We start from the raw sequence: 22,441 nt of genomic DNA on the forward strand, positions 1-22,441 counted from the left end.
TCAACCGGACAGTTCCCGGACAATATCCGCGCTTCCGCCGTTCAGCCTGGCGAACGCCGTTTCGCGCGGCTAGCTTCCCTGAGTCATGACGACCGAAAGCGCGAGTCCCCCGCTCCAGAAACTGTGCCTCACCGATCTGAAACCCTACATGTCCGTCGTGCTGCTGGAATGCACCTCCGATGATCCCGCGCAGGCGTTCGAAACCCTGCGCCGGTTCCTGCGCAAGAGCGCGGCCGATCCCGGCCGCGCCGATGACGCCCGGATCCGCGGCGAGGTCGCGGTGCGGGCCGGGGAACTGGTCGACGACCTCGGCATCGTGGGTGACCTCGGCGTCGAAGAAGTCCTTGGTATCGCTCGCGAAGTGCTGCGCGCGCCGGGCTGGGCGGAGCGGGACTCGGGCTTCGTCGACGTGCTCAACCAGCTGTCGGTGGCCGTTCGCCGGGACAAGCTCGTGGCGATCTATTCGAGTATCACCACCGACACCGTCATCGGCAGGTGGATCCGCCGGGGCGGGGCGCCGTTCCGGTTCGTGCCCGCGGATCTGCTGTCCGGTGTGTTCCGCGGTGACGGCCGGATGGTGTGGCTGCGCGGTGTGCATCGGCCCCGCACCACCAAACCGGACAGCAAGGCGCTGGGTGGCCTGCGGATCCAGGACGCGCTCAACGCCATCGAGGACAGCACCTTCGCGCTGACCGCGGCCAAGGTCGCCTACCTGCCGGACGACGAAAACGCGCTGCTGCGCGACCTGGTCACCATCACGCCGGGCAATTCGCGGGTCTCGTGGAAACGGACCTCGCACTTCCTGATGTTCCTCCAGGCTGTGGGAGAAGTGCTCGACACCGTCAAAAAGGCGCTGGGGGAGGGGGAGAATCCGGTGCCGCCGTTCGCCGAACTCGCGGTGCCGGAAAAGGACCTCAACCGGGTGCGGAACGCCTTCGACGTCCTGGTGCCCGATCCGGACCAGGTCCGCGGCGAGCCCGACGCGACCGAAGAGCGGGTCGAACGGGCCGAGTTCCTGCGCTCGGTCGTCCTCGACGTCCGCGGCGATTCCGCGTCCGCGCGCGCGTTCGTCGACGTCGGGCACGACGGTGTCCGCGCGGCCACGCTGGTGCTCAAACCGGTCGAGAGCCCCGAAGGCGTCCATCTCGACGTCCGGTACGACGGGGTGCCGATGGTGGAACCCGTCGCCCGCGAGATCAGGGAGGCGCTCGAGGGCGGCGATCTGGTCACCGTCCACTACCAGTCGGGGCACCTGTTCGACGGCAGGCAGGTGGTCCGCCAGAACCTCGTGTCCACCCCGTTCCCCAACCTGGTGTTCCAGGACTTCTCCGGTTTCGTGGTCACGAAGGAGAAGCCTGCCGTCAAGGAGGACGAGTCGCTCCACGACGCGATCGCGGTGAACGGCGACGACTCGCTGTTCGCCTGGGTGGTCAAGCAGTTCGGCCAGGACTGGCTGTTGTGCGACGACGGCGCCGGCGAGGTCGCGGACTTCCTGCACCTCACCGACGACGGCACGTTGACCGCGATCCACGTGAAAGCCGCCGGTAGCGCCAGTATCGGCCGTCGCGTCGCCGTCGCGCCCTTCGAGCAGGTCGTCACCCAGGCCGAGAAGAACGTCCGCCTGCTGGACACGGACATCCTGGAGGACGAGCTGCTGAAACCACGTGTCCGTGCCAGGGCGGCATGGCACGCGGGCGGCCGGATCACCAGTGCCGAGTTCATCGAGCAACTCCGTACCCGCGTGACCACCGACCGGACGAAGGTGGTCATCATCCAGCCGCACCTGCAGCGCGCGGCGCACGACAGGGCGCGGGAGGACGCGGCGGCGAATCGGGTCACCAGGGACACCTGCGGGCTCGCCCTGCTCGACAACGTGTTGCACAGCACCAGAAGGACGGTCACCGCGCTCTGGGACGACCTGATCGTCGTCGGCAGCGCGTAACCACCGGCCCGGGGAGGGGCGCGGCGGGCGGGGGCGACGCTCCCGCCCGCCGTCGCGTGCTCAGCCGAACAGCGCCGGGTTGCCCCAGGCCAGCTCCGGCAACCGACCGGGCCGGCGATCCCGGCGCGGGCTCGCGCCGACACGCGGACGGTACATCTCCAGCCGGAGTTTCAGCGCCCCGGTGACGTCCACCTCGACCGGCTCCGGCATACCAAGGGCCACCCGGTACTCGGCGAGCGTTGTGCCGTCGGCAGACACCACGAAATGCCCTACCTGAAAGGATTCCTCGGCGTCATCGAGCACTCCGGCGATCGCGGTCAGTCGCCGGTAGGTCAAGCCGAGGTCCACCTCGACGAAGCCCAGTGTCTCGATCGCGCTCGCCGACGGCCGCAACACGATGCTGTCCACGTAGCGCACGCCGTCGATCAGCGCGCTGTCCGAACGGACACCGGCGCCGCTGGCCAGCCAGGGCAGCCCGTTCGCCAGCGACACGTACTCGGGCACCGTTGTGCCGCTGGCTGTCCCGCCCAGCCACTGGCCGCGTTCGGGCGGCTGGTGCCGGCCCTTCCCGGTGATCGCGGCGATCAGTTCCGCCACACCCTCCCTGGTGAAGGTGCTGACGTGGAATCTGGTGGTGGAGTAGGGGTTGAGGAACGTCGGGATGTCCTCCGCTGTCTGCCCCGGCAGGACGACGGGAAGTATCCGCTCGGTCGCGCGACGGAGATCCTTGGTCAGGTTGTTCCGGAGCATCGCGGCTTCGAACTGCGAACCTCGCCCTTCGTCGGCGGGTGCGGCGCCGTCGGCCCGGCGCTTGTACTCCGGCGAGGCGATGACCACGACGAAGTCCGCCGCCGCCAGGTGCTCGATCGCCCACGACGACCAGTCCTGGCGCTTGTTGTCGTACCACTGGTCCAGGTGCACGTCGAGGCCGATCTTCTCGTGCAGGAAAGCCGCGAATCGTCTGACCCGTTCTTTGTGCGCCTCCGAGTCGTGGGCATAGGTGATGAACAGTCGGGGGACCTCGCCGTCGGACATCAGGGCTCCTGGAACGATCGGGAATCTTGGCTGTGGATGCCCCGAATTCTGCGCGATATTCGGTGGCCGGTGGGTGGCGGTCGGAGACTGTCCAGCTTTTGTCATGTTTCTTGTCTGTTTCTGTCCAGCCTCGGCGACTTACGATCGCCCCGCCCGAAGGCAGGGGACGAAGGAGCGGGGTACCGGGTGTACGAGTATGACGTCTTCATCAGCTATCCACGCGAAGTCGCATTGGCGGCCGCCTGGGTGCGTACGCACTTCTATCCGCGGTTGCTGGAGCATCTGGACGCCTACCTCGATCGTGAGGTGACTGTCTTCTTCGACGAGAACATTCCCGCCGGAGCCAAGTGGCCACCCACGTTGCAACATGCCCTGCGGCGGACTCGCATCCTCGTCGCGGTGTGCGCTCCCAAGTACTTTCGCAGCGAGTGGTGCATGGCCGAGTGGCAATCGATGGCGCGGCGAGAGGAACTCGTCGGCAGGACGTCGCCGGAGGGAACACAGAGCCTGATCTACCCGGTGATCTTTTGCGATTCGGACAGCTTTCCGGACTACGCGCACCAGCGTCGCATGCGAGATTTCAATGACTTGAACCATCCCGAAGAGCACTTTCAGATGAGTCCGCGGTATCTCGACTTCCGCAGCGAGGTGGGGCGGATCGCCGAAGAACTGGAGAAACTCATCGAGCGCGCGCCCGCCTGGCAGCCGGACTGGCCGTTGGACACTCCTCTACCCGAAAAGCCCCCGACCGCAAAGCTGCCGAGGTTCTGACCGATGCCGGGCACCGTGATCACCTTCTACTCGTACAAGGGTGGCGTCGGCCGCAGCTTCGCACTGGCCAATATCGCCGTGCTGCTGGCACGCTGGGGGAACCGGGTCCTGTGCGTGGACTGGGATCTCGAAGCGCCCGGCCTGCACGACTACTTCCGGCCGATGTTGCAGGCGGATCCCACGAGCGGTGTGGCGGACCTGGTCGAGGACTTCGTCGCGGGCGAGTGCCGCCCGGCCGCGCACATCACCAGGCTGGCGCACACGGACACCCTCGATCTCATCACCGCGGGCCGTCCGGGCGCCGACTACCGCGGCTGGGTGCAGTCGGTGGACTGGGCGTCCCTGTACGACGACGGCTTCGGCGAGTACCTCGAAAAGTGCCGGGAGAAGTGGACCGCGGATTACGACTACGTCCTGCTCGACAGCCGCACCGGCATCTCCGATATCGCGAGCATCTGCAGCGCGCACCTGCCCGACCGTCTCGTCGTCCTGTTCACCGCCAACATGCAGAGCATCCGGGGCGCCGTCGAGATCGCCGAACGCGCCAACGCCGCCCGCCGAGGGCTGCCGTTCGACCGGCCGCGGCTGACCATCCTGCCGGTGCTGTCCCGGTTCGACACCCGCGAGGAGTACGACCGGTCGGAGGAGTGGCGCCGCATCTGTGTGCGGGAGACCGAAAGCCTCTTCGGCAACTGGGTGCATCACACGGTGTCCGCCGATGTCATGCTCCGCCATCTGACGCTGCCCTACGTCTCCTACTGGAGCTTCGGGGAGCAGTTGGCGGTCCAGTCCGAGTCCAGCCCCGGCGCCGACCAGATCGGTTTCGCGCTGGAAACCGTGGCCGCCGTGATCGCGCACGAGTTCGACCGCACGGACCTGCTGGAGGAGAACCGCGACGCCTACGTGGCGGCGGTGCGGGAAACCAACCGCAGCTTCGCCTATGACATCAGGGTCAGCACCCAGCGGTCCACAATGGACTTCGCCGACGAGCTGATCGCGGAGCTGGAGAGTCTCGGCACGCGGGTCGGGAAGTCACTGTCCGGGGACCGCTCACTGCTCGGCAAGGCCGAGGACAACGCGCAGCACCTGTGCCTGATCGTCGACGGCAAGGTGAGCCGCTGGCAGTCCGCCGAGGTCGAGCTGTTCCTGCACCGCACGCTGGGCCAGGATCGACGGGTCATCCCGGTGCTGACCGAGAACACCGAGCCGAACGCGCTGACCGGCTATGTCGGCAACCTTCGCTACCTGCGGTCGAAGGGCTCGCGTGGGCTGGCCGGGGTCGCGCGTGACCTGATGGATCAGCTCAACGGCGATATCGCGCTCGTCGACACCGGGGACGTCGATCTCGTCGACCTGCTCCGGCAGGCCGCGCACGCGCTGTTGCGCCCGGCGTCGTGGCACCTCGTCGGCGAGATCGCCCGCGACCTGGTCAACGCGGTCGGTGCGGGCGACTCCCAGCGGGCGCAGGCACTCGGTGAGGAACTCGCCGTGATGACCCGTTCTCGCCTGGGCGAGAACGGCGGCCGGGTACCGGTCCCCTCCGGGACCAAGGAGGCGCTCGAATGGGCGGAAAGCGTGCTCGGCGCGCGGGCGAAGGGCACAAGCGGCGGTTTCACCGGATACCTACCCGAATGAACCTTGGTGTGAAAGGAAAACGAATGGCTGATCGGCTGGGACACAAACAGACCGCGGCGATGTTCGCGCTGCTGGTACTCGCCCGCGAGGTACCCAACTCCGAGTTGGCGACCCTGGTGGGCTTCACGCTCACCGGCGATGAGCGCCGGGAGCTCAACGCCCTCGGGTACGTCGACAGTGAGCAATCGGGACCCCGTCGGATGTTCGTGCATCAGCTGACCGACAGCGGGTGGAACTGGTGCGAAGAGGAGCTTGCGAGGAAGGAGCCGCCACCGAACTCGCGGAGCACCCTCCTCGCCGGGATTTACGTCCTGCTCAACGGCTTCGACGAGTTCATGCGGCGCCAGAACCTGCGCCTGGCCGACGTGTTCGCCCCGGGCGTGACACCGGAAATCGACCTGACCCCGGACGAGATCGAGCGCCGCATCAGGACCGCCTACCGCGAGCTGGCACGGGAACCTCGCGACTGGGTTGGCCTGGTCGACCTCCGACCGAAGCTCGGCGCGGTTCCCGCCAAGGACGTGGATGCGGTACTCAAAGCTTTGAGTCGCAAGGGGAAGGTGCACCTGGTTCCGGAGGACAACCGCAAGACACTCACCGCCGTCGACCACCAGGCGGCGATTCGTGTCGGCGGCCAGGACAACCATCTCCTGTCTCTTGAGGTGTCGTGATGGAACCGCTGGAGGCGTTGGAAGCACTGCGGTTTGACTGGGCCGATACCCCGGATCACGTCTGGCGGGACTCGCCGTACCACGTTGACGGTCTTCACACGGATGCCATTGCCGAAGTCGACAAAGGGATTCGGAACGCCGTCGCCAGCGACGGACCCAGTCCGGTCGGGGTCGTGCTCCAAGGGCTGAAGGGGGTTGGCAAGACTCACCTGCTCGGGCTCGTGCGGCGGCAGACACATCAGGCTCGCGGATACTTCTTCCTCAACGATCTCACTGCGGGTGACGCGTTCTGGGGGGACACTGTCGAAGCGCTGCGTCAGGGACTTCTCCGGCCCGACGAATCCGGGTTAATGCAGCTCACGAACTTCCTGCGCCGGGTGTGCCTACGAGCTGGTGTCTCCGGGAATGTCACCTCGCGGATTCTCAAGGGACGCAATCTTACGAGGAAGGACGTCGACGCGTTCATCGAGGCGTTGCGCGGGATCGACCGGCAGACCGCGGTCGAATGCGCGGACACCGCGCGGGCGTTGGTGCTCTACGCGAACGAGAACGTGAAGATCAGCGATATCGGTGACTACTACCTCGGTGGCTTCGACGAGTCCGAGCGTGGGGAGCGGCGCAAGTGGGGGATTCGATCGCCGTCGAAGAGCGCGCTGGCCCGGGTGAAGGAGATCACCAGGCTGCTGGCGCTGACCGGGCCGATCCTGATCGCTGTCGATCAGCTCGACACCCTCATCGCGCAGTCCGTGCAGCAGACCCAGCACATCGGGACTGGCAGGGAAGAAGACCTGCTCGTCGCCCAGATCGCCGACGGGCTGATGCGGCTGCGTGAGGTGACCCGCCGCACAGTGACCGTGCTGGCCTGCCTGCCCAGCACCTGGACGCAGATCAGCGCCAAGGCGGCTGGCACGGTCACTGACCGTTTCGATGAAACGAAGATCCTGGGCCGGATACTCGATGCCGAGGTCGGCCGTGACCTGGTCGCGAAGAGGCTAGGCGTCGCCTACGAAAAGATGGGTTTCGCTCCACCACATCCGACATGGCCGGTAGCCTCTTCGGCCTTCGACAGCACCTGGGAGCTATGGACCCCGCGTGAGCTGCTGAAGCGTGTTTGCGCGCATATCGACATGTGCCTGCGCACCGGGCAGGTCAGCGAGTTGACCACTTTGGACGAGGACGCGTCTGTCCCGGCCGCACAGCCACGTCCGGTTCTTGAGCCAGATCGCTTCGCCGAGTTGGATGCCCGGTTCGAGAAGTTGCGGTCGGAGGCCGATGCCTCGGCACTGCTCGATCAACGGACCGAGGACGAGGTGATGCCCGGACTGCTCTCCTCCGCTTTGCGGGGATGGATCACCGAGGTCGGGGACGACGAAATGGCATGGGAGTGCAAGGCGTGGACGGAAGGGAACGAGCTGCACGCGTGGCTTACTCGCACGGTCGACGAGGCATCCGATCTCAAAGAGCACTGGGCGTTTCGGGCGATAGCGGCGCGGCACCATTTTGCCGTGCTGAGCCGTTTCCGCAAGGCGCTGTCCGCTGCGGGCGTGCATAAGGGCTTGGACAACCGGCATCTGATCCTTCTCCGTAACCTGTCATGGGCAAAGGGTCCCAAGACGCAGGAGGAGCTTCAGGCGTTCAAGGCGGCCGGCGGAAAGAGCCTCGCGCTGTCCACAGAGGACGTTCGGACGTTCTGGGCGCTGGACAGGATGCTCGCCGCGCACGGCGCCGGGCTGCACGAATGGCTGGTCGCCCGGCGGCCCGCCGGGCAGTCGCAGTTGCTCTCGGCGGTGCTTCCGGAGGTGCCGGTGGGAAAAGGCGTGAACGGGACGCATCCGCCACCGGCCGAGGGCGAGATCACCTTGGGCGCCGCCGTCGGCGACGGTGAGCCGGTCCGGCTCGAAGTCGCCGCGTTGCGCAAGCACGCCGCGGTGTTCGCCGGGTCCGGGTCGGGGAAGACCGTGCTGCTGCGGCGGATCGTGGAGGAATGCGCGCTGCAGGGGGTTTCCGCGATCGTGCTGGATCCGAACAACGACCTCGCGCGGCTCGGGGACGCCTGGCCGGAGCCGCCGGAGTCGTGGGGCCCGGACGACGCCGGGCTCGCCGCGCGGTATCTGGCCGAGACGGACGTGGTCGTGTGGACGCCCGGCCGTGCCACCGGCAGGCCGCTGGCCTTCCAGCCGCTGCCCGACTTCGCCGGGGTGCTCGACGACGAGGACGAGTTCGCCGCGGCCGTGGAGGTGGCCGTCGCGACACTGGCGCCGCAGGCCCGGCTCACCGGCAGCACGGCCAAGGCCGGCATCGGTCTCGCGGTCCTGCGCCAGGCCGTCAGCCACCACGCCCGCACCGGGTCGCGGAGCCTGCCCGGCCTCATCGAGGTGCTGGCCGACCTGCCCGAGGACGTGAGCAACCTCAACGACGGCAGGCGGATCGCCGCGGACCTCGCCGAGGTGCTCAAGGCGGCCATGGTCAACGATCCGCTGTTCGCGGGCGGCGGCGAGCCCGTCGATCCGGGGGTACTGCTGACACCGTCGGCGGGCAGGCGGGCGAGGGTGTCGGTCATCAGTTTCGTCGGCCTGCCCGCGGAGGGGCAGCGGCAGAACTTCGTCAACCAGCTCCAGATGGAGCTGTTCGCCTGGATCAAGCGTAATCCGGCGGAGGATCGGCCGCTGGGCGCGCTCTTCGTGATGGACGAGGCGCAGATGCTCGCCGCCTCGGGCATGCTCACCGCGAGTACGCGCAGCACGATCGTGCTCGCCTCCCAGGCCCGCAAGTACGGCCTCGGCCTGTTGTTCGCGACCCAGGCGCCGAAGGGCCTGCACAACCAGGTCGTGGGCAACGCCATGACCCAGTTCTTCGGCAGGCTCAACAGCCCGGCGCAGATCGACGCGGCCAACGAGCTGGCCAGGGCCAAGGGCAGCCCGGTCGAGGACATCTCCCGGCTGGAACGCGCCCAGTTCTACGTGGCCGGCGAGTCCTTCGGCTTCCGGCAGCTCGCGACGCCGTTGTGCCTGACCCACCATCCGGCCAGCCCGCTGCGCATCGAGGAGGTGCTCGCCCGCGCGCGGCGGTCAGCCTCCTGAAAGGGGCAGGACGTCGTCGAACAGCCGGAAGAGCCGGGTCGTGGACCCGGCGAGTTCGTCCAGGAGCGACCAGCATTCCGCGACCAGCGCGCGGGCTTCGATGCCGGGCCACGGCGAGGGGAGGAGTTCGGGCGGGAGCAGGGGATCCGGTTCCATGGCGCGGGTGAACTCGGCGGCCAGTTCGACCGCGATGGTCAGCAGCGTGGTGTCGTCCGGCTGTGCACGGAGCCGGTCGAGGCGGGGCCGCGCGACGGCGGTCAAGCGATGGTAGCGCTCGGCGATCTCGGGCAGCGGCCAGAACGCGCGGGCGAGTGCTGGTGGGGAGTCGTGTGCGCCGTGGCGCAGATCCCGGGTGGTCAGGAAGGTGAGGCGGTCCAGGACACCGAGGTCCCGCGCATGATCCTCCACAGAGGACTCCCAGGCGCCGGCGCTGACGTAGAGTCCACCCTGGACGGGAGCGCCGCCGAGGTAGGTGAGCGCCGAACGCAGCGTGTCGCGTGCCGCCCGCGCGGATTCGGGGACGGCGAACGCGACGAGGTGCCAGACACCGTCCCACGGCGCCAGCCCGGCGTCCTGGCGGAAGGCGTGCGCGACGAACTCCGGTTCGGGGCCCAGCGTTTTCGACGTCGATTCGGTGGCGCGCAACAGCGCCTTCCGGCCGCGGCCTTCGTGGGTGAACCGCTCCTCGGCCACCAGGCGCTTGATGCACAGCCGCACCTGCTGGTCGGTCATGCCGAGCAGGTTCGCGGTGGCGTAGAGCTCACCGGCGTCGACGGTGTGGTCCGCGCGGACCAGCGCCTCGACGAGCATCCGGGTCGGGACCTGCACGGCCGGTCCGGGCGGGTCGTGGGCGTCGCTCATGAGTACCGGAGCCTACCGGCCCCGCGCACCCGCACGGCGAGATCGCCGTCTGATCACGCGAGATCGCCGCCGGATCACGCGAGTTGCGTCCCTGATCACGCGAGATCGCCGCATCGTGCCCAGCGCCCCAATGTGGCATTGGGTGCTCCGCCCTTGCCCCCGCCACCACCCTCAACGGAGACGCTCCGCGTCCAGCCTCGATTCCACGCACCCAATGTGGCGTTCGGTGCGTTGGACGCACCGAACGCCACATTGGGGCGCATGACCACCGCGAGTTGCTAGGCGCCGGGGGTGTGGGACCTGAGGGTGTCGAGGAGGGCGCGGTGGGCGGGGGCGGGGATGCTCAGCCGGCCGTACTCGGGGGCTTTGCTGTCGCGGATGCCGACCTGGTCAGTGCTGATCAGCAGCTCGACGCATTCGCTGTTTCCGGTACCACCGCTGTAACTGCTTTTTCGCCACGTGGGTTCTTTGGTCATACTGACTCGAGCCTCCCTATCTGCCGGCGGAGAGCCTCCGCCGACTCCTCTTCCGACCAAGCGGCTTCGGTGGCTACGTCACCGAAGGTCTCTTCGTACCGCTTGACGTCACTCCCATTGTCTATCCATTCGCCTCCGGCCGCGTGGTCGAGGTACACGCAGGGCACGTCCTCCGGGCGCGGGAAGCTCAGGACGCTGAAGCTCCCGGTCATGGTTCCGTAGGCGCCCGCGCTCTGCGGAACGATCTGCACCGTCACGTTGTCCCGCTCGCTCACGGTGAGCAGGTGCTGAAGCTGCTCGATCATCGTCGCCGGGCCGCCGATGACGCGGTGGATGACCCCGTCGTCCAGCAGGACATGCAGCTTCAGCGGATCCTCGCCCTCCAAACGCTTCTGCCGCTTCATCCGCGCGGCGACGTACTGCGTGATCCGGGCGTCCGGGTCCTGGAACCGGCGTCCGGCCTTCATGACTGCTTCCGCGTACGCGGGCGTCTGCAACAGGCCCGGCACAGCCAGCGGCTGGACGGTGCGAAGGGTCACCGCCTCACTCTCCGCACGCAGCAGCGCGCGGTACTCCTTGGTGGCCGCGCCGGGAAGCCGGATGCGGGTCAGGCGTTCTCCGGCGTCTTCCCAGAGCGCCAGGCCTTCGGCCGCGACCTCCCGCGACAGGCCGAAGAACGGGGTCAGGACCTGGAGTGCGAGGCGCTGAGGCCGGGAGGCGCCGGACTCGTACCGGCTCACCGAGACCGAGGTGACGGCCAGCGCTTCGGCGACGTCATCCATCGACTTCCCGGCGCGTTCCCGTTGCGTGGCAAGCCATTTACCGAACTGAACCTTACGTTGTGTCGTCGCCATGGCGGGAGCCTAGCGGCAACCAGGCGCGTCACGCCTCACTCGAAGGTGGGATTTTATCTGTGTAGTTACAGCTCTATATTACAGGTGTCGGCGGTGGAGCTACGACCTCGCCGACAGGGAGGGCGGGGACGCGCGGCCGTACGGAGCCACGTGGGTAGGCGCGTTCCCGCCCGTGACAGCTTGCGCAGAGGATGTGAAATGCCACTTTCGTCCATCGACCGGCGAACCGTGACCGCGTTCATCGAAACCGTCATCACCCGGAACTGGCAGCTTACCGACGGCTGGGAGACCTTCGGAGCCGGCCTCGACGTACTCCAGATGACGAAATTCGAGTTCGCGGGCGAGACGTTCACGGTGCTTCGTGATCACGAATGCACCACGCTCGTCTTCGATCAGCGGGAGTTCGCCGCGTTCGCCGAAGGGGTGCGGAACGGCGAATTCGACTTCGCGGGCGCCGTCCGCGAAAAAACAGAGGGAGAGGAAGTACTGTCATGAGTCAACACGCCACCGTGACGAACTGGCACCAGGCGGCCCAGTGCACCCGGGACGACCACGACAACTGCGTGGAGGTCGGCACGGCCGGCGGCGTCACCGTGCTGCGCGACAGCAAGCACGCCGACCTGCCCTCGGCCACTCGCCCCACGCTCGCGGTCCTGCCGGGCACGTTCGCGGCGTTCGCGGCAGCCATTTCCGCGTAACGCCACCGTGAGCGGGACGGTGGGGGAGCCGTACCTGTCCGCCACGGCCAAGGACGTCGTCGGCGCGGTCCGGCTCGGGCGGTGGGCCGTCTACCTGCACGAATGGGCGGACAGGGAAGGGATCGATCCGCCGCGCTGGCGGGAAATCGTCCACGCCGCGTGCGAAGAGGACGGCATTTCCTGCGAATTCGTCGTCCTCGGCAAGGACAAGGATCTCACGGTCGTCTACAACGCGGATTCGCCGCCCTCGTTCGACGCGGTCCGATCGTCGGTGGACGCCATGCTCGAGAAACGCTGGAAAAACACCCGCATCCCCACCGAACTGGAATACCGCACGAGATCCCCAGGTCCGTGAATGCCACATTGAGGGAATCAGAGTCCCTCAATGTGGCATTCACGGACCAGGCGACTACAGGTCCCAGGAAGCCAGCGGCTGATCCATCGCGGACATCCAGAGCATCTGGGCGCCGGGTTCCAGCGTGGCGTCGACCAGCGTCTTCCCGCTCGCCTGCTCGCCGGGGCCGAGGTCCTTCAACGGCAGTTCCGGGTCGGCGCCGGTCCCCGGTGCCGACCCGTCGGTCGCCTTCACCGTCTTGCCCGCCGCCGTCTTCATCCACACGTACAGCGAGTTGGTGCTGAACTTCCCGGTCCTGCCCTCGATCTTGAGGTCGAACACGACGAAGGTGCCGCTCCTCGGCTTGATGCCGGGAGTGGTGCCCTGCTTGAGCGTGCCGACGGAGACGAGCGTGACGGCCGCGCTGTCCTCGTCATCGGTGACCGTGATCGTCTTGCCGATCTTCTTTTCCGGCGCCGGAGCCGTCGTCGCCTCCACCGCGGAGGCCGACGCGCCGGTGGCCGGGGTCCCGCCGGGAGCGGTGGTGGAGGTGGCGCACGCGCCGGAGAGGAACAGGACGGCGAGCAGGCCGGGGAGGAGGACGCGACGCATGGAGAACCGACAACCTTTCACGCGGTGGGAACCAGAGGTGCGTCATCTTCACGGGCGACGCCACACGGAGCCCACACGGAACGCGCACCGCACCCGGAGAGCGGGCGCGGTGCGCGTTCGGTCAGGTCGGGAAGATCCCGGTTACGCCGCTTGCCACAGCGAGGGGGCCGTCGGCGGTTCCCAGCCGGGCTGGGCCGTGTGACCCTGCAGGCACACGTAGGTCTTTCCGTTGTAGGTGACCCGGGTCCCCGCTGTGTACGAGGTGCCCGCCGCCCACGTGGTCCCGCCCGGCGGGGTGGTGGGCGTGGTCGGCTGCGTGGGCCGCGTCGTCGGCCCACCGCCCGGCACGTTCAGCACGAAGTCGAACGAGGCTTCGCGGCCGCCGGACCCGTCGCGCACCGTCATCAGCAGCCGCGGGTCGAAGATCGTGTCGGTGTTGTTGCGCGGCTCGCCGGGGAAGTAGAGCTGCGTGGTGAGGATGCGGCGTCCCGGCGCCTGCACCTTGACGTGGATGTGCCGCGTGCGTCCGGGGTAGAGGCCGGGCACTATCGTGGTCAGCTTGAACTGGCCCTGGGCGTTGGTGAACTGGTGGCCGCGGAAACGGTACGTGTAGTTGTCGTACGCGCCGTCGTCGTCCGCCTGCCAGAAGTCCAGCAGGACCCGGTCCAGTGGCTGACAGGCCAGCCCGAACACGTAACCGGACACGGTCAGGTTGGTGCCGGGGTAGCCCGGTTCCCGGATCGAGCTCCGCTCCGGTGAGTTCGGCTTGAAGTACGGACCCTCGGTCTGCTCGATGGTCGGCTCGTCGCCGTCGTGGCAGGAGGGCGTCGGTTCGAGCGGGGCACCGGACGCGGTGGCGGTGCGCGCCAGTGCGGGCGCGCCGATCACGGCGGCGGGGACCGCGACTCCCGCGGCGAGTGCCGCGCGCAACACCGTCTTGCGGCTGTACTGCCGCTGGGCATCGTCACCGGGTGTTTCGGTGGGGTGTCCCTCGGCCTGGCTGTGCTCGCCGTCCATGGCTGCTCCTTGTGGGGGCGTGGGAGATTCTCCATGAACGTACGTGCGCGGTTCGGCGTGGACGATGGACTGGCTCCGCTGGTCGTGGTGATTTCGCAGGGTCACGATGAAGGCACGGGGAGCAAGCGGACGTCACCGTCGCGGCGGAAATCGCCCGGGCTCATCCCGGTTTCCCTGCGGAAGAAGCGGCAAAAGTACGCCGGGTCCACGAAACCGACCCTGCCCGCCACCTGCCGCACCGTCAGGTCCGTTCTGGCCAGAAGTCGTTTCGCTTCCCGGGCACGGGTTTCCCGGATCAGCTGCGAGGGCGTGCGTCCGGTCGCCGCCTTCACCGCCTCGGTGAGATAGCCGGGAGTGACACCGACGCGTTCGGCGTACGCGCGAACGGACCAGAGCGCGAGATCCGTCCGTCCGGTGAGCCGGACGAACTCCTCCACCACCGCGCCCGCCCTGGCCGGGGTCGCGGTGCCGGTGGTCTCGGGCAGCCGGGCCGCGCGCACCACGAGGATGTGCAGCAGGGACCGCAGCACCGATTCGGCGCCCGGCGCGGCGTGCCGGTACTCCTCCTGGATCTCGGTGAGCAGCCGGGAGGTGGCGGCGTTCGTGGCGTCGTCGAGCGTCAGCCACGGCCGTTCGCTCAGCTGCCGCAGCACATCCCGGTCGCCGGGGTGATCCAGCAGGAAGTCGTCGGTGAACAGCACGACGATCCCGGTCAGCCCGCGCGCGTTCTCCCAGTGGTGCACCTGGCCGGGGCCGAGCACACACAGGTGCGGCGGCCGCAGCTCCCAGCGCGCGAGGTCGACGACGTGTGTCCCGGTGCCACCGGTCACGTGGACGATCTCGTGGAAGGTGTGCCGGTGCGGGAAGGACGCGCGGGAGTTCGGGCCCATGGTCTCGAAGGTGCCGATGGCGAAAGGAAGCGCATTCGGCGTCGGCACTTCGAGCCGGTGCATCGGCAGTTCCCCTTCGTTCACCGTGTGACAGGGCGCCCCCGGCAACACCGTGGTACCGCGCATTGTCCGGCTCCTCTCGTCATCGGTCCGAAGGTCCAGACCAATCATGGGTGATCTCCCACGATCGCACGAGAGGACGCTCAGTTGAAGTGGGTGACGGTTTCTTCCGCCAGACCGGCGGTCCCGAAGAAGTCGCCGGTGGCGAACTCGGCGCCCGCCTCGCGCCACCAGCGGGCCCGCGCCTCGTCTTCGATCCCGTCGACGACGACGGTGACGCCGGCCTGCCGGACCAGCGGCAGGAGCGCGTTCGCGAGCGGGGAATCCGGTGTGAGACGGGCGGTGAGCGCGGGCCGTACCCGCACCGCCGTCACCGGGAGGTCCGCCGCCGCGGCCAGGCCCGCCGGCCCGAGGTCGAAGTCGTCGAGCATCGTCCGCACACCCATGTCGGCCAGCACGGTGAGGTTGTCGGCCGCTTCGTCGACCGGCAGCGTCCCGGCCGGAACGCCGAGCATCAGCTGCTCGGGGCGCAGGCCGACATCGGCGAGCACGCGGTGCACCCGGGAGGTCAGCTCCCCGTCGCAGGCCTGGTGCGCGGTGAGCCCGAGCAGCAGCGGGTGCTCGAACCCGTTCCGCTGCCGCCACCACGCGATCTGCCCGCCCGCGGTCCGCAGCAGCCATTCGCCCAGCGGCAGGCTCAGCCCGGTCTGCTCGGCCAGCTGGACGCAGTGCTTGTGCGGCAACGGGTCCAGCCCTTCCGGCGCCCAACGGAGCAGTGCCTCCACACCCGCCGTGCCGCCGTCGGCGAGCCGGGCGACCGGCCGGTAACGCACGTCGATCTCGCCGTGTTCCCACGCGCCCGGCATGCTTACCGCGAGCGTCCGCTCGCTCCGTTCGGCCGTGTCCCGCGCCGGATCGTAGAGCTCCCACTGGCCACGACGTCCGGCCGCCGCGCGGCGCAGGGTCAGATCGGCGGTGCGCAGCAGCTCGGCCGGGTCGACGGTGGGTGGCGGGCGGTGCACCACGCCGATGCTCGCCGACACGGCGAGCCCTCGACCGTCCACATAGGTCGGTTCGGTGAGCTCGTCCCTGATCGCGGCGACCAGCTCGGCGACACCGGGTGTGGCCTCGGTGTTCTCGACGAGGATGGCGAACTCGTCGCCGTCGAACCGGGCGATCATCGCCTTTTCGCGGGCCAGCACCGCCTTGAGCCGCTGGGCGATGTGGACGAGCACGCGCTCACCGGCGCGGCGGCCGAGGCTGTTGCACAGCATGTCGAACGCGTCGATGCCCAGGTGGTACATCGTGGTGCCGTGGGCGGGATCGGCCCGCCGCAGCGCGTTCTCCAGATTGGAGGTGAAGTACTGCCGGTTGGGCAGCCCGGTCAGCACGTCGTGCAGGGCCTGACGGCTCAGCTCGCTCTGCAGCAACATGAGCTCGGTGCCGTCCTCGACCACGGTGACGAAGTGGCCGGACTCGTCGTCGGCGCCGCGCAGCAGCGACAAGGTCAGCGAGATGCGGGCGAGGTCGCCGTCCTTGCGCAGCAGGCGCTGTGACTGCCGGACCCGGTCCCGCCCGCCTTCGCGCAGCGCCCGCATCGCGTCGCGCAGGACCGGCGCGGAGTCCGGGTGCACGAGGTCGAGCAGTGCGGCGCCGGTCAGCTCCGCCTGGGTGTAGCCGAGCATCTCGCCGATCGCGGCGTTGGCACGGGCCACCTGCCCGTCGAGGTCGACGATCATGACACCGCTGGAGGACGACGTCACGACCTCGTCGAAACGCGCTTCACTCTCCCGGAGGTTCCATTTGGCGTCGCGCACCGCCTTGAGCAGCGTCAGGTGCATGGTCTCCTGTTGTTCGAGCACGACCCGCTGGCTGCCGGCGAGGAATCCGCAGGCGAGCGCGCCCAGTCCGAGCACCACCCGCTCGGCGAACCGGTGCGCGCTCGCGAACTCGGGCAGTGCCAGGAAGCCCTTTCCGAGCACGTCCACTGTGCAGCGCAGTCCCGGCTCGCCCAGGTAGCCCAGCGCGACCAGCTGCTCGCCCGCCCGCTCGAACGGTTCGGTGGTGAACGGTTCGGCCGTCAGCGCCGAGCACAACCGGTCGAGCCTGCCGCCGAGTTCGCGGCCGAGATCCTCGGCGCTCAACGGTACGACGACGACACCGCTGAGCAGATACGCCCACTTCCGCGCGAGGACGGCACGGGCCCGGCGGTGATCGGGCGGCGTGGGCGGGAGGTGGTGACCGCGGCTTGGTTCCGACATCATCGTTCACCCTGTGGTGGTTTCCGGCCGAGCGGAAGTTTAGCTACTCGAAGTGCGGGTGCCCAGACTTTCCGGTGGGATAATCGAGCACGTTCGGGGGAATTGATTTCTTGGCAAGTCACATTCCGTGCCTATTCACGGTTTGCCGCCGACACCGGCGTGGACGAGCGTATTCATCGCGGACGCCCGGCACGGTGAGATCGACGCCTTGCGGGAACCAACCCTGTTCGGTCACGGAGAAACACCTCGGCTTTTTGTGGATGTTCGAGCTTAGCGATACGCCCGTACGGTGGTCGTTGCGCCATCCGAGTGACCGGATGTCACTCGGATGGACCTCCTGGGCGGCCGTTGAACGTCCATAATGGACAGTGGAGGCGCGGGCTGTGGAAGCCCACGGTCCCGGCCACCGCCCGTTGTGCGTTCCGGTGGCAGCCGCTAACGTCCCTTCAGCCCTGCGTCCATCGTGGTCCACGACCGGTTCCGAGGTGTCCGGGCGGTGAGACGGTGACGCCCGGACAGGGGACGGACTTCAGATGTGCCTGCCGGAGCTGGACTGCGACACGGCGCCGAGGCTGCTCTTCCGGCCCGACGCGCATCCGGTGGCGACCGCGCACGGCGTCTACGTGCTCGTTCCCGGCGGGGGCGTCCGGCTCGACGGCGGGGAGGCGGGGCCGTGGCTTGCCTGGCTCGTGCCCCTGCTCGACGGCAGCCGTACCTTCGCCCAGCTGGCCGGCCCGCTGACGCCGCCGCGCCGCGAGTACCTGACCGCGCTGGTGGGCACGCTGGTCGAGGCGGGCGCGGTGCTTCAGGTGCGGCGCGAGCCGATGTGCGAGCGGATCGTGTCGCAGCTCGGCCACTACCTGAGCATCCCGGCCAGGGTGCCCGCCCGCTACCAGGACGGACCGTTGACCGTGGCCGGTGGCGGCCCGCTGTGCGCGGCGATCGTGCGCGCGGCGCGGCGGTCCGGGCTGCGCGCGGTGCGTCCGGTCGGCACGGCGGACCCGGTGGCGCTCGCGGCGGCGCTGCGCGGGACGGAGTTCGCGATCCACGTCCCCGAGCAGCCGCGGGCGGGGGAGACCGCGCGGCTGGAACGGATGTGCGCCGCGGTGGGCGTACCGCTGGTACAGGTCGCGGTGCACCGGGACGAGGCGTGGCTGGCCCTGCCCGGCGCGGCGCCGGAATCGCCGCCGGTTTCGCTGGCCAGCGCCTGGCGGCGACACGTCGGCGGCCTGCCGGAGGGGCCGGCCGGGGAACTGGACGAGGCGACCACCGCCCTGCTGACCAGCCGGGCGATGCTGGCCGCGCTCCGGCACCGCACCGGCGGCGCTGGCGCGGCGCCGGACGGCGGGCTCGTCCGCGTCCGGCTGGACACCCTGGACGAGACGCGGCACGTCGTGCTCGGGCACCCGTTCACCCAGCCCGTCACCGCCGAGACCGCGGACGAGTTCCTGGCACGGGTCAAGCGGCTCGCGTCGGCGGAACCGACGCCGGACGAGGAGTTCGCGCGCCGCGCCGCGGTGCTCGCGGATCCCCGCTTCGGCCTGCCCGGCGCTTCGGGCGGGGACACCCGCGCCACGCTGGTGCGGTACGGGACGGCGATGGTCGACCCGCGGCGGCTGCTGGACCGTACCGGCGCGCCCCTGCTGACCGCGCGCGCCGATCCGGACGCCGCGCTGCGGGACCTTCCGGGCGGTGAGGCGTACATCTGGGGCTATGCCTGGGAAAGCGGCGAGGCCGTGCTGGTCCGCGCCGACCGTGTCTTCCCCGCTTCTCCCGGGCTTGACGACCTGCTGGGCGTGGCCGCCGGGCCCGACTGGACCGCGGCGGTGACCGAGGGCCTGCGCGCGCACTGCCGGGCGCTGCGGCTCGACGGCGTCCACGCCGAGCCCTCGACCCTCGTCGCCGAGCTGACCTCTCGCGGCTATCGCCCGGTCGTCGTCCCGCTCGACCACGATCCGGCCGTGCACGAACTGGTTCCCGCCGTCCTCCGCGTCCTGCTGGATCGTTAGTACGATGGCCGCCAGCCGGGTGTGAGGGGGACGTCACGCTTACCGAATCGTTGCTCAAGGTCGGTCAGGCCGTGGCCAAGCAGGTCGCGCTGAAATGGCTGGCGGACAAGAAAGCCGAGAGCAGGCGAGGCCGCGATCTGACCAGGCTCGTCCGCGCGCGGTTTCCGCTACGACGCGACGAGCGGGACATCCTCGACGCGCTGGTCAAGATCGAAGACGACGTCGCGAAGCAGCTCACGCCCGGGCTCGCCGAGACGGCGTACGGCTTGCCGGACAACGAAAGGGAAGCGGCGTTCGACGCGGTTTCCGACGCGCTGGAGGAAGCCGATCTCTCCGACCACGCGTTGTTCGCGGTCGATCTCGACCCTGGTGCGCTGGCCGCCGCGGTGCGCGGACAGCGGCCGGTGGAGCGGGCCGCGCTCTCGGAACAAGGCACGCGGCTCTACGAGGTGGCGCTCGACCGCGCTTGCGTCGTCCTGACGCACCTGGTCAAAGAGCTGCCGGAGTTCAACGCGGCGGTCGCGGTGGAAACGCTCGGGCGGCTCCGGCGGCTGCTGGACGATGTCGACCGGCTCTTCGAGCGACTGCCGGACCGTGAGCTGGCGGCGCCGTCCGGGAGGGATTTCGACGAGCAGTTCCGCCGCCGCTATCTGGGCCTGGTCGCCCGCTCGTACAACCATCTCGACGTCATCGGCCTGACCACGCACACCTACGAGCCGAGGACCACGCTCAGCGTCGCCTACCTCAGCCTGACGGTCACGACGGATTCGGAACGGCCGCAGCGGCGGACGCGGGACCGGGCGATCGCCGACTGGCTGCACCAGGACATGCGGAGGTCGCGGGGGGCCGAAAACGTTCGGGTCGAACTGGCGCTGGGCGGCAGCAAACTGACCGTGATCCGCGGTGAGGCGGGCGCGGGCAAGTCGACGTTGCTGCGCTGGCTCGCGGTGAACGCGGCGCGGACGGCGTTCACGGACCAGCTCGAAGAGTGGAACGAATGCGTGCCGTTCCTGGTGAAGCTGCGTGACTTCCCGCAGGGACCGTTGCCGAGGGGCGACGAACTGCTCACCCAGCCGAGCTCGCCGCAGTGCGGGCCGGTGCCGGAGGGCTGGGTGCATCGCCAGTGCGAATCGGGCCGCGCCCTGTTGCTCGTGGACGGCGTGGATGAGCTGGCCGCCCGGCGCCGCAACGCCGTCAAACTGTGGCTGCGGGAAATGCTGAACAGCTATCCGGACTTGCGGGTGGTGGTGACCTCGCGGCCGACGGCGGTGACGTCGAAATGGCTGGTACGCGACGGTTTCCGCTCGGTCGTGCTGGAACCGATGACCTCCGACGACGTCAAGGTGTTCTTACGCCGGTGGCATGCCGCACTGCTGGACTCCACCCCGGAACCGGACCTGTTGCCCTGCCACCCGGACGAGGTCCCCGAACACGAGCGCGCGCTGCTCGCCCAGTTGCAGGCCAGGGCGCACCTGCGCGCGCTGGCGCGAAGTCCGCTGCTGTGCGCGATGTTGTGCGCACTCAACCTCGACCGTCGTGCCAAGCTGCCGCGCGATCGGCTCGCCCTGTACTCCGCCGCGCTGGACATGCTGCTGGAGCGCCGCGACGCCGACCGGAACGTGACCGCCGGCGAGGAAATCCAGGTCTCGGCGAACGAAAAGCTCGTCCTGCTGCGGGTGCTGGCGTGGTGGCTGAACGAGAACGGCCGCACGGAGATGAGCCGTGACCAGGCCATCGCCCGGCTGGCCGACCGTCTTCGCGGCATGCCCAATGTTCGTGAGGATGCCGAGACCCTGCTCAGTCACCTCATCGAACGCAGCGGTGTCATCCGTCAGCCCGTACAGGGCCGGGTCGACTTCATTCACCGGACGTTCCAGGAGTTCCTCGCCGCGCGGGAGGCGATCGACCGGGACAGCATCGATCTGCTCATCGGCCACGCCCGTTCGGATCTCTGGCGGGAAACCGTGCTGATGGCCTGTGCGCAGGGGAGTGAGGAACAGCGGGGTCGCCTCCTTACCGGCATTCTCGACAAGGCGGACCGATCTCCGGCGAAAACCGCCCGGCAGCTGAACCTGCTGGCTGCGGCTTGCAAGGAGACCGCGATCCTTGCGCCGCCCGAGGCGCTCGACCGTGTGGACGCCCGGATCGCTGGTCTGGTGCCGCCGCGCAGCGTCCGGGAAAGCCGCTCCCTGGCAACTGTGGGTGAATCGTTCCTGGACCACCTGCCGGAAACCTTGACGGAGCTTTCTGAGGCACAGGCCGCCGCGTGTGTCCGCACCGCCTCACTAGTGAACGGACCTCAGGCCTTGGACGTGCTGACTCGCTACGCACACGACCCGCGGGTAAAAGTGCAGCGGGAGTTGGTTCAGGCCTGGAAGTACTTCGACCCGGAAGCCTACGCGCGCCGAGTCCTCGCGGACGCTCCTCTCACACTCGAACAGTACAAACTAGTTGAGGTGGATTTTCCCGCCGCTGTCCCGTTTCTTCACCTGCTTCGTAATCTTCGCAGATGCCGGATCAACCTCTGGGGGTGCGGGCCAGTGGCTGAGGAAGTGGGGACGCTCGGCGGGGCCCGTGGTCTGGTCGACCTGGTGTTGCTGGGAGATCGGGTACCGCCGACGCTCCGGGTGCTGGGTGAATTGCGGGAGCTGGATTTCCTTTTTCTCGATTTCGCCGCTGGCTGCCTGGATTCCGTGGATTTTCTGGCCTCCTTGGTTGGGCTACGCACTCTTTTTCTGGCGAATTCAGCTAGTGTGGCCGAATTCTCGTTCCTTGATTCCTTGACTTCGTTGGAGGCCGTTCACTTTGTCAGAAACTCGGTGATGGACTGGATGGATAAGATCGCGTATCCCGAGAAAATCACCTCCCTTACCTGTGCAAAGATTTCGGATGGTGATGCGCTTGTGCGGGTCACTGAGCGGTTTCGCAACGCGAAAAATATAAGATTTTACCGCTGTCAAACACTTGACAACCTGCGCTCGATGCGCAATCTGTCGCTGACATCCATGCATTTCAGCGACTGTGATTTCGTTGATTTTGGCGGAATTTCCAATCTGTCGACGTTGCGAAATATAGTTATCGACGGGCGCAGTCGGAAAGTGGACGTGACTCCGTTGGCTGACATGCCTCTTAGGATCACTGTAGGTAGGGGAGTCGAGTTGGTCGGAGTGGACAAGCTTGGTCCCGGTGTCGTACTTCGTCGGGTATGACAGGCTTGCGGAAGGCGGGCGGCCGG

At 68.3% G+C, this 22,441-nt stretch carries 18 protein-coding genes; 10 read left to right on the forward strand and 8 right to left on the reverse strand.

The window, feature by feature from the left end; translation table 11 throughout:
- Positions 1–85 precede the first annotated feature (85 nt).
- A complete protein-coding gene (locus ABD987_RS10145) occupies positions 86–1,942 on the forward strand; it encodes a hypothetical protein (RefSeq protein WP_345389536.1) in 1,857 nt (618 codons plus the stop codon).
- 60 nt (positions 1,943–2,002) lie between these two features.
- Here the strand turns inward: ABD987_RS10145 and ABD987_RS10150 are convergent, their stop codons facing one another.
- On the reverse strand, positions 2,003–2,977 hold the full coding sequence (locus ABD987_RS10150) for an SEFIR domain-containing protein (RefSeq protein WP_345389539.1): 975 nt from the start codon (positions 2,975–2,977) through the stop codon (positions 2,003–2,005).
- 186 nt (positions 2,978–3,163) lie between these two features.
- Between ABD987_RS10150 and ABD987_RS10155 the strand changes: the two genes are divergently transcribed.
- Genes ABD987_RS10155 through ABD987_RS10170 form a run of 4 tightly spaced genes read left to right on the forward strand, consistent with a single transcriptional unit; the run spans position 3,164 to position 9,134 of the window.
- On the forward strand, positions 3,164–3,748 hold the full coding sequence (locus ABD987_RS10155; protein ID WP_345389542.1) for a TIR domain-containing protein: 585 nt from the start codon (positions 3,164–3,166) through the stop codon (positions 3,746–3,748).
- 3 nt (positions 3,749–3,751) lie between these two features.
- Positions 3,752–5,383, forward strand: coding sequence for a tyrosine-protein kinase family protein (locus tag ABD987_RS10160; protein WP_345389545.1), 1,632 nt, complete (start codon positions 3,752–3,754; stop codon positions 5,381–5,383).
- 23 nt (positions 5,384–5,406) lie between these two features.
- Positions 5,407–6,054: a hypothetical protein gene (locus ABD987_RS10165; protein WP_345389548.1), complete on the forward strand. Its 648-nt coding sequence runs from the start codon at positions 5,407–5,409 to the stop codon at positions 6,052–6,054.
- A complete protein-coding gene (locus ABD987_RS10170; RefSeq protein ID WP_345389551.1) occupies positions 6,054–9,134 on the forward strand; it encodes an ATP-binding protein in 3,081 nt (1,026 codons plus the stop codon). Before ABD987_RS10165 ends, ABD987_RS10170 begins: the two co-directional genes overlap by 1 nt.
- Here the strand turns inward: ABD987_RS10170 and ABD987_RS10175 are convergent.
- From ABD987_RS10175 to ABD987_RS10185, 3 genes are all read right to left on the reverse strand, one after another.
- The gene (locus ABD987_RS10175; RefSeq protein ID WP_345389554.1) at positions 9,123–9,995 is read right to left on the reverse strand and encodes a PaaX family transcriptional regulator C-terminal domain-containing protein; all 873 of its coding nucleotides are present in this window, start codon (positions 9,993–9,995) and stop codon (positions 9,123–9,125) included. The two genes, ABD987_RS10170 and ABD987_RS10175, sit on opposite strands and share 12 nt — an antisense overlap.
- Positions 9,996–10,273: 278 nt before the next feature.
- Positions 10,274–10,471 carry a DUF397 domain-containing protein gene (locus ABD987_RS10180; protein ID WP_345389557.1) on the reverse strand — a complete coding sequence of 66 codons (198 nt, stop codon included), beginning with the start codon at positions 10,469–10,471 and terminating at the stop codon, positions 10,274–10,276.
- Complete coding sequence (locus ABD987_RS10185) at positions 10,468–11,325, reverse strand: helix-turn-helix domain-containing protein (protein WP_345389560.1); 858 nt, start codon at positions 11,323–11,325, stop codon at positions 10,468–10,470. Before ABD987_RS10185 ends, ABD987_RS10180 begins: the two co-directional genes overlap by 4 nt.
- 228 nt (positions 11,326–11,553) lie before the next feature.
- On the opposite strand from ABD987_RS10185, the gene ABD987_RS10190 reads away from it, so the two are divergent.
- Genes ABD987_RS10190 through ABD987_RS10200 form a run of 3 tightly spaced genes read left to right on the forward strand, consistent with a single transcriptional unit; the run spans position 11,554 to position 12,378 of the window.
- Positions 11,554–11,820: a hypothetical protein gene (locus tag ABD987_RS10190; protein ID WP_345389562.1), complete on the forward strand. Its 267-nt coding sequence runs from the start codon at positions 11,554–11,556 to the stop codon at positions 11,818–11,820.
- Positions 11,817–12,023: a DUF397 domain-containing protein gene (locus tag ABD987_RS10195; protein WP_345389564.1), complete on the forward strand. Its 207-nt coding sequence runs from the start codon at positions 11,817–11,819 to the stop codon at positions 12,021–12,023. The genes ABD987_RS10190 and ABD987_RS10195 overlap by 4 nt, the downstream gene beginning before the upstream one ends.
- Positions 12,024–12,030: 7 nt before the next feature.
- The gene (locus ABD987_RS10200) at positions 12,031–12,378 is read left to right on the forward strand and encodes a hypothetical protein (RefSeq protein ID WP_345389567.1); all 348 of its coding nucleotides are present in this window, start codon (positions 12,031–12,033) and stop codon (positions 12,376–12,378) included.
- 54 nt (positions 12,379–12,432) lie between these two features.
- Here ABD987_RS10200 and ABD987_RS10205 read toward each other — a convergent pair whose 3' ends face one another.
- The 4 genes from ABD987_RS10205 to ABD987_RS10220 all read right to left on the reverse strand — a co-directional run bounded on the left by ABD987_RS10205 (position 12,433) and on the right by ABD987_RS10220 (position 17,197).
- Positions 12,433–12,969, reverse strand: coding sequence for a hypothetical protein (locus ABD987_RS10205; RefSeq protein WP_345389570.1), 537 nt, complete (start codon positions 12,967–12,969; stop codon positions 12,433–12,435).
- Positions 12,970–13,110: 141 nt separating this feature from the next.
- A complete protein-coding gene (locus ABD987_RS10210; protein WP_345389572.1) occupies positions 13,111–13,986 on the reverse strand; it encodes a dioxygenase family protein in 876 nt (291 codons plus the stop codon).
- A 101-nt stretch (positions 13,987–14,087) separates the two neighbouring features.
- Complete coding sequence (locus tag ABD987_RS10215) at positions 14,088–14,939, reverse strand: helix-turn-helix transcriptional regulator (RefSeq protein ID WP_378214021.1); 852 nt, start codon at positions 14,937–14,939, stop codon at positions 14,088–14,090.
- Between the two features lie 140 nt (positions 14,940–15,079).
- Positions 15,080–17,197, reverse strand: a complete 2,118-nt coding sequence (locus tag ABD987_RS10220; RefSeq protein WP_345389578.1) for a putative bifunctional diguanylate cyclase/phosphodiesterase — start codon at positions 17,195–17,197, stop codon at positions 15,080–15,082.
- 533 nt (positions 17,198–17,730) lie between these two features.
- Here ABD987_RS10220 and ABD987_RS10225 point away from each other — a divergent pair.
- Together ABD987_RS10225 and ABD987_RS10230 are read left to right on the forward strand one after the other, a co-directional pair.
- Positions 17,731–19,206, forward strand: coding sequence for a hypothetical protein (locus tag ABD987_RS10225; RefSeq protein ID WP_345389581.1), 1,476 nt, complete (start codon positions 17,731–17,733; stop codon positions 19,204–19,206).
- A 50-nt stretch (positions 19,207–19,256) separates the two neighbouring features.
- Positions 19,257–22,415, forward strand: coding sequence for an NACHT domain-containing protein (locus ABD987_RS10230; RefSeq protein ID WP_378214014.1), 3,159 nt, complete (start codon positions 19,257–19,259; stop codon positions 22,413–22,415).
- Positions 22,416–22,441: the final 26 nt, after the last annotated feature.

This window comes from Amycolatopsis samaneae, assembly GCF_039541975.1.
Taxonomy (GTDB): domain Bacteria; phylum Actinomycetota; class Actinomycetes; order Mycobacteriales; family Pseudonocardiaceae; genus Amycolatopsis; species Amycolatopsis samaneae.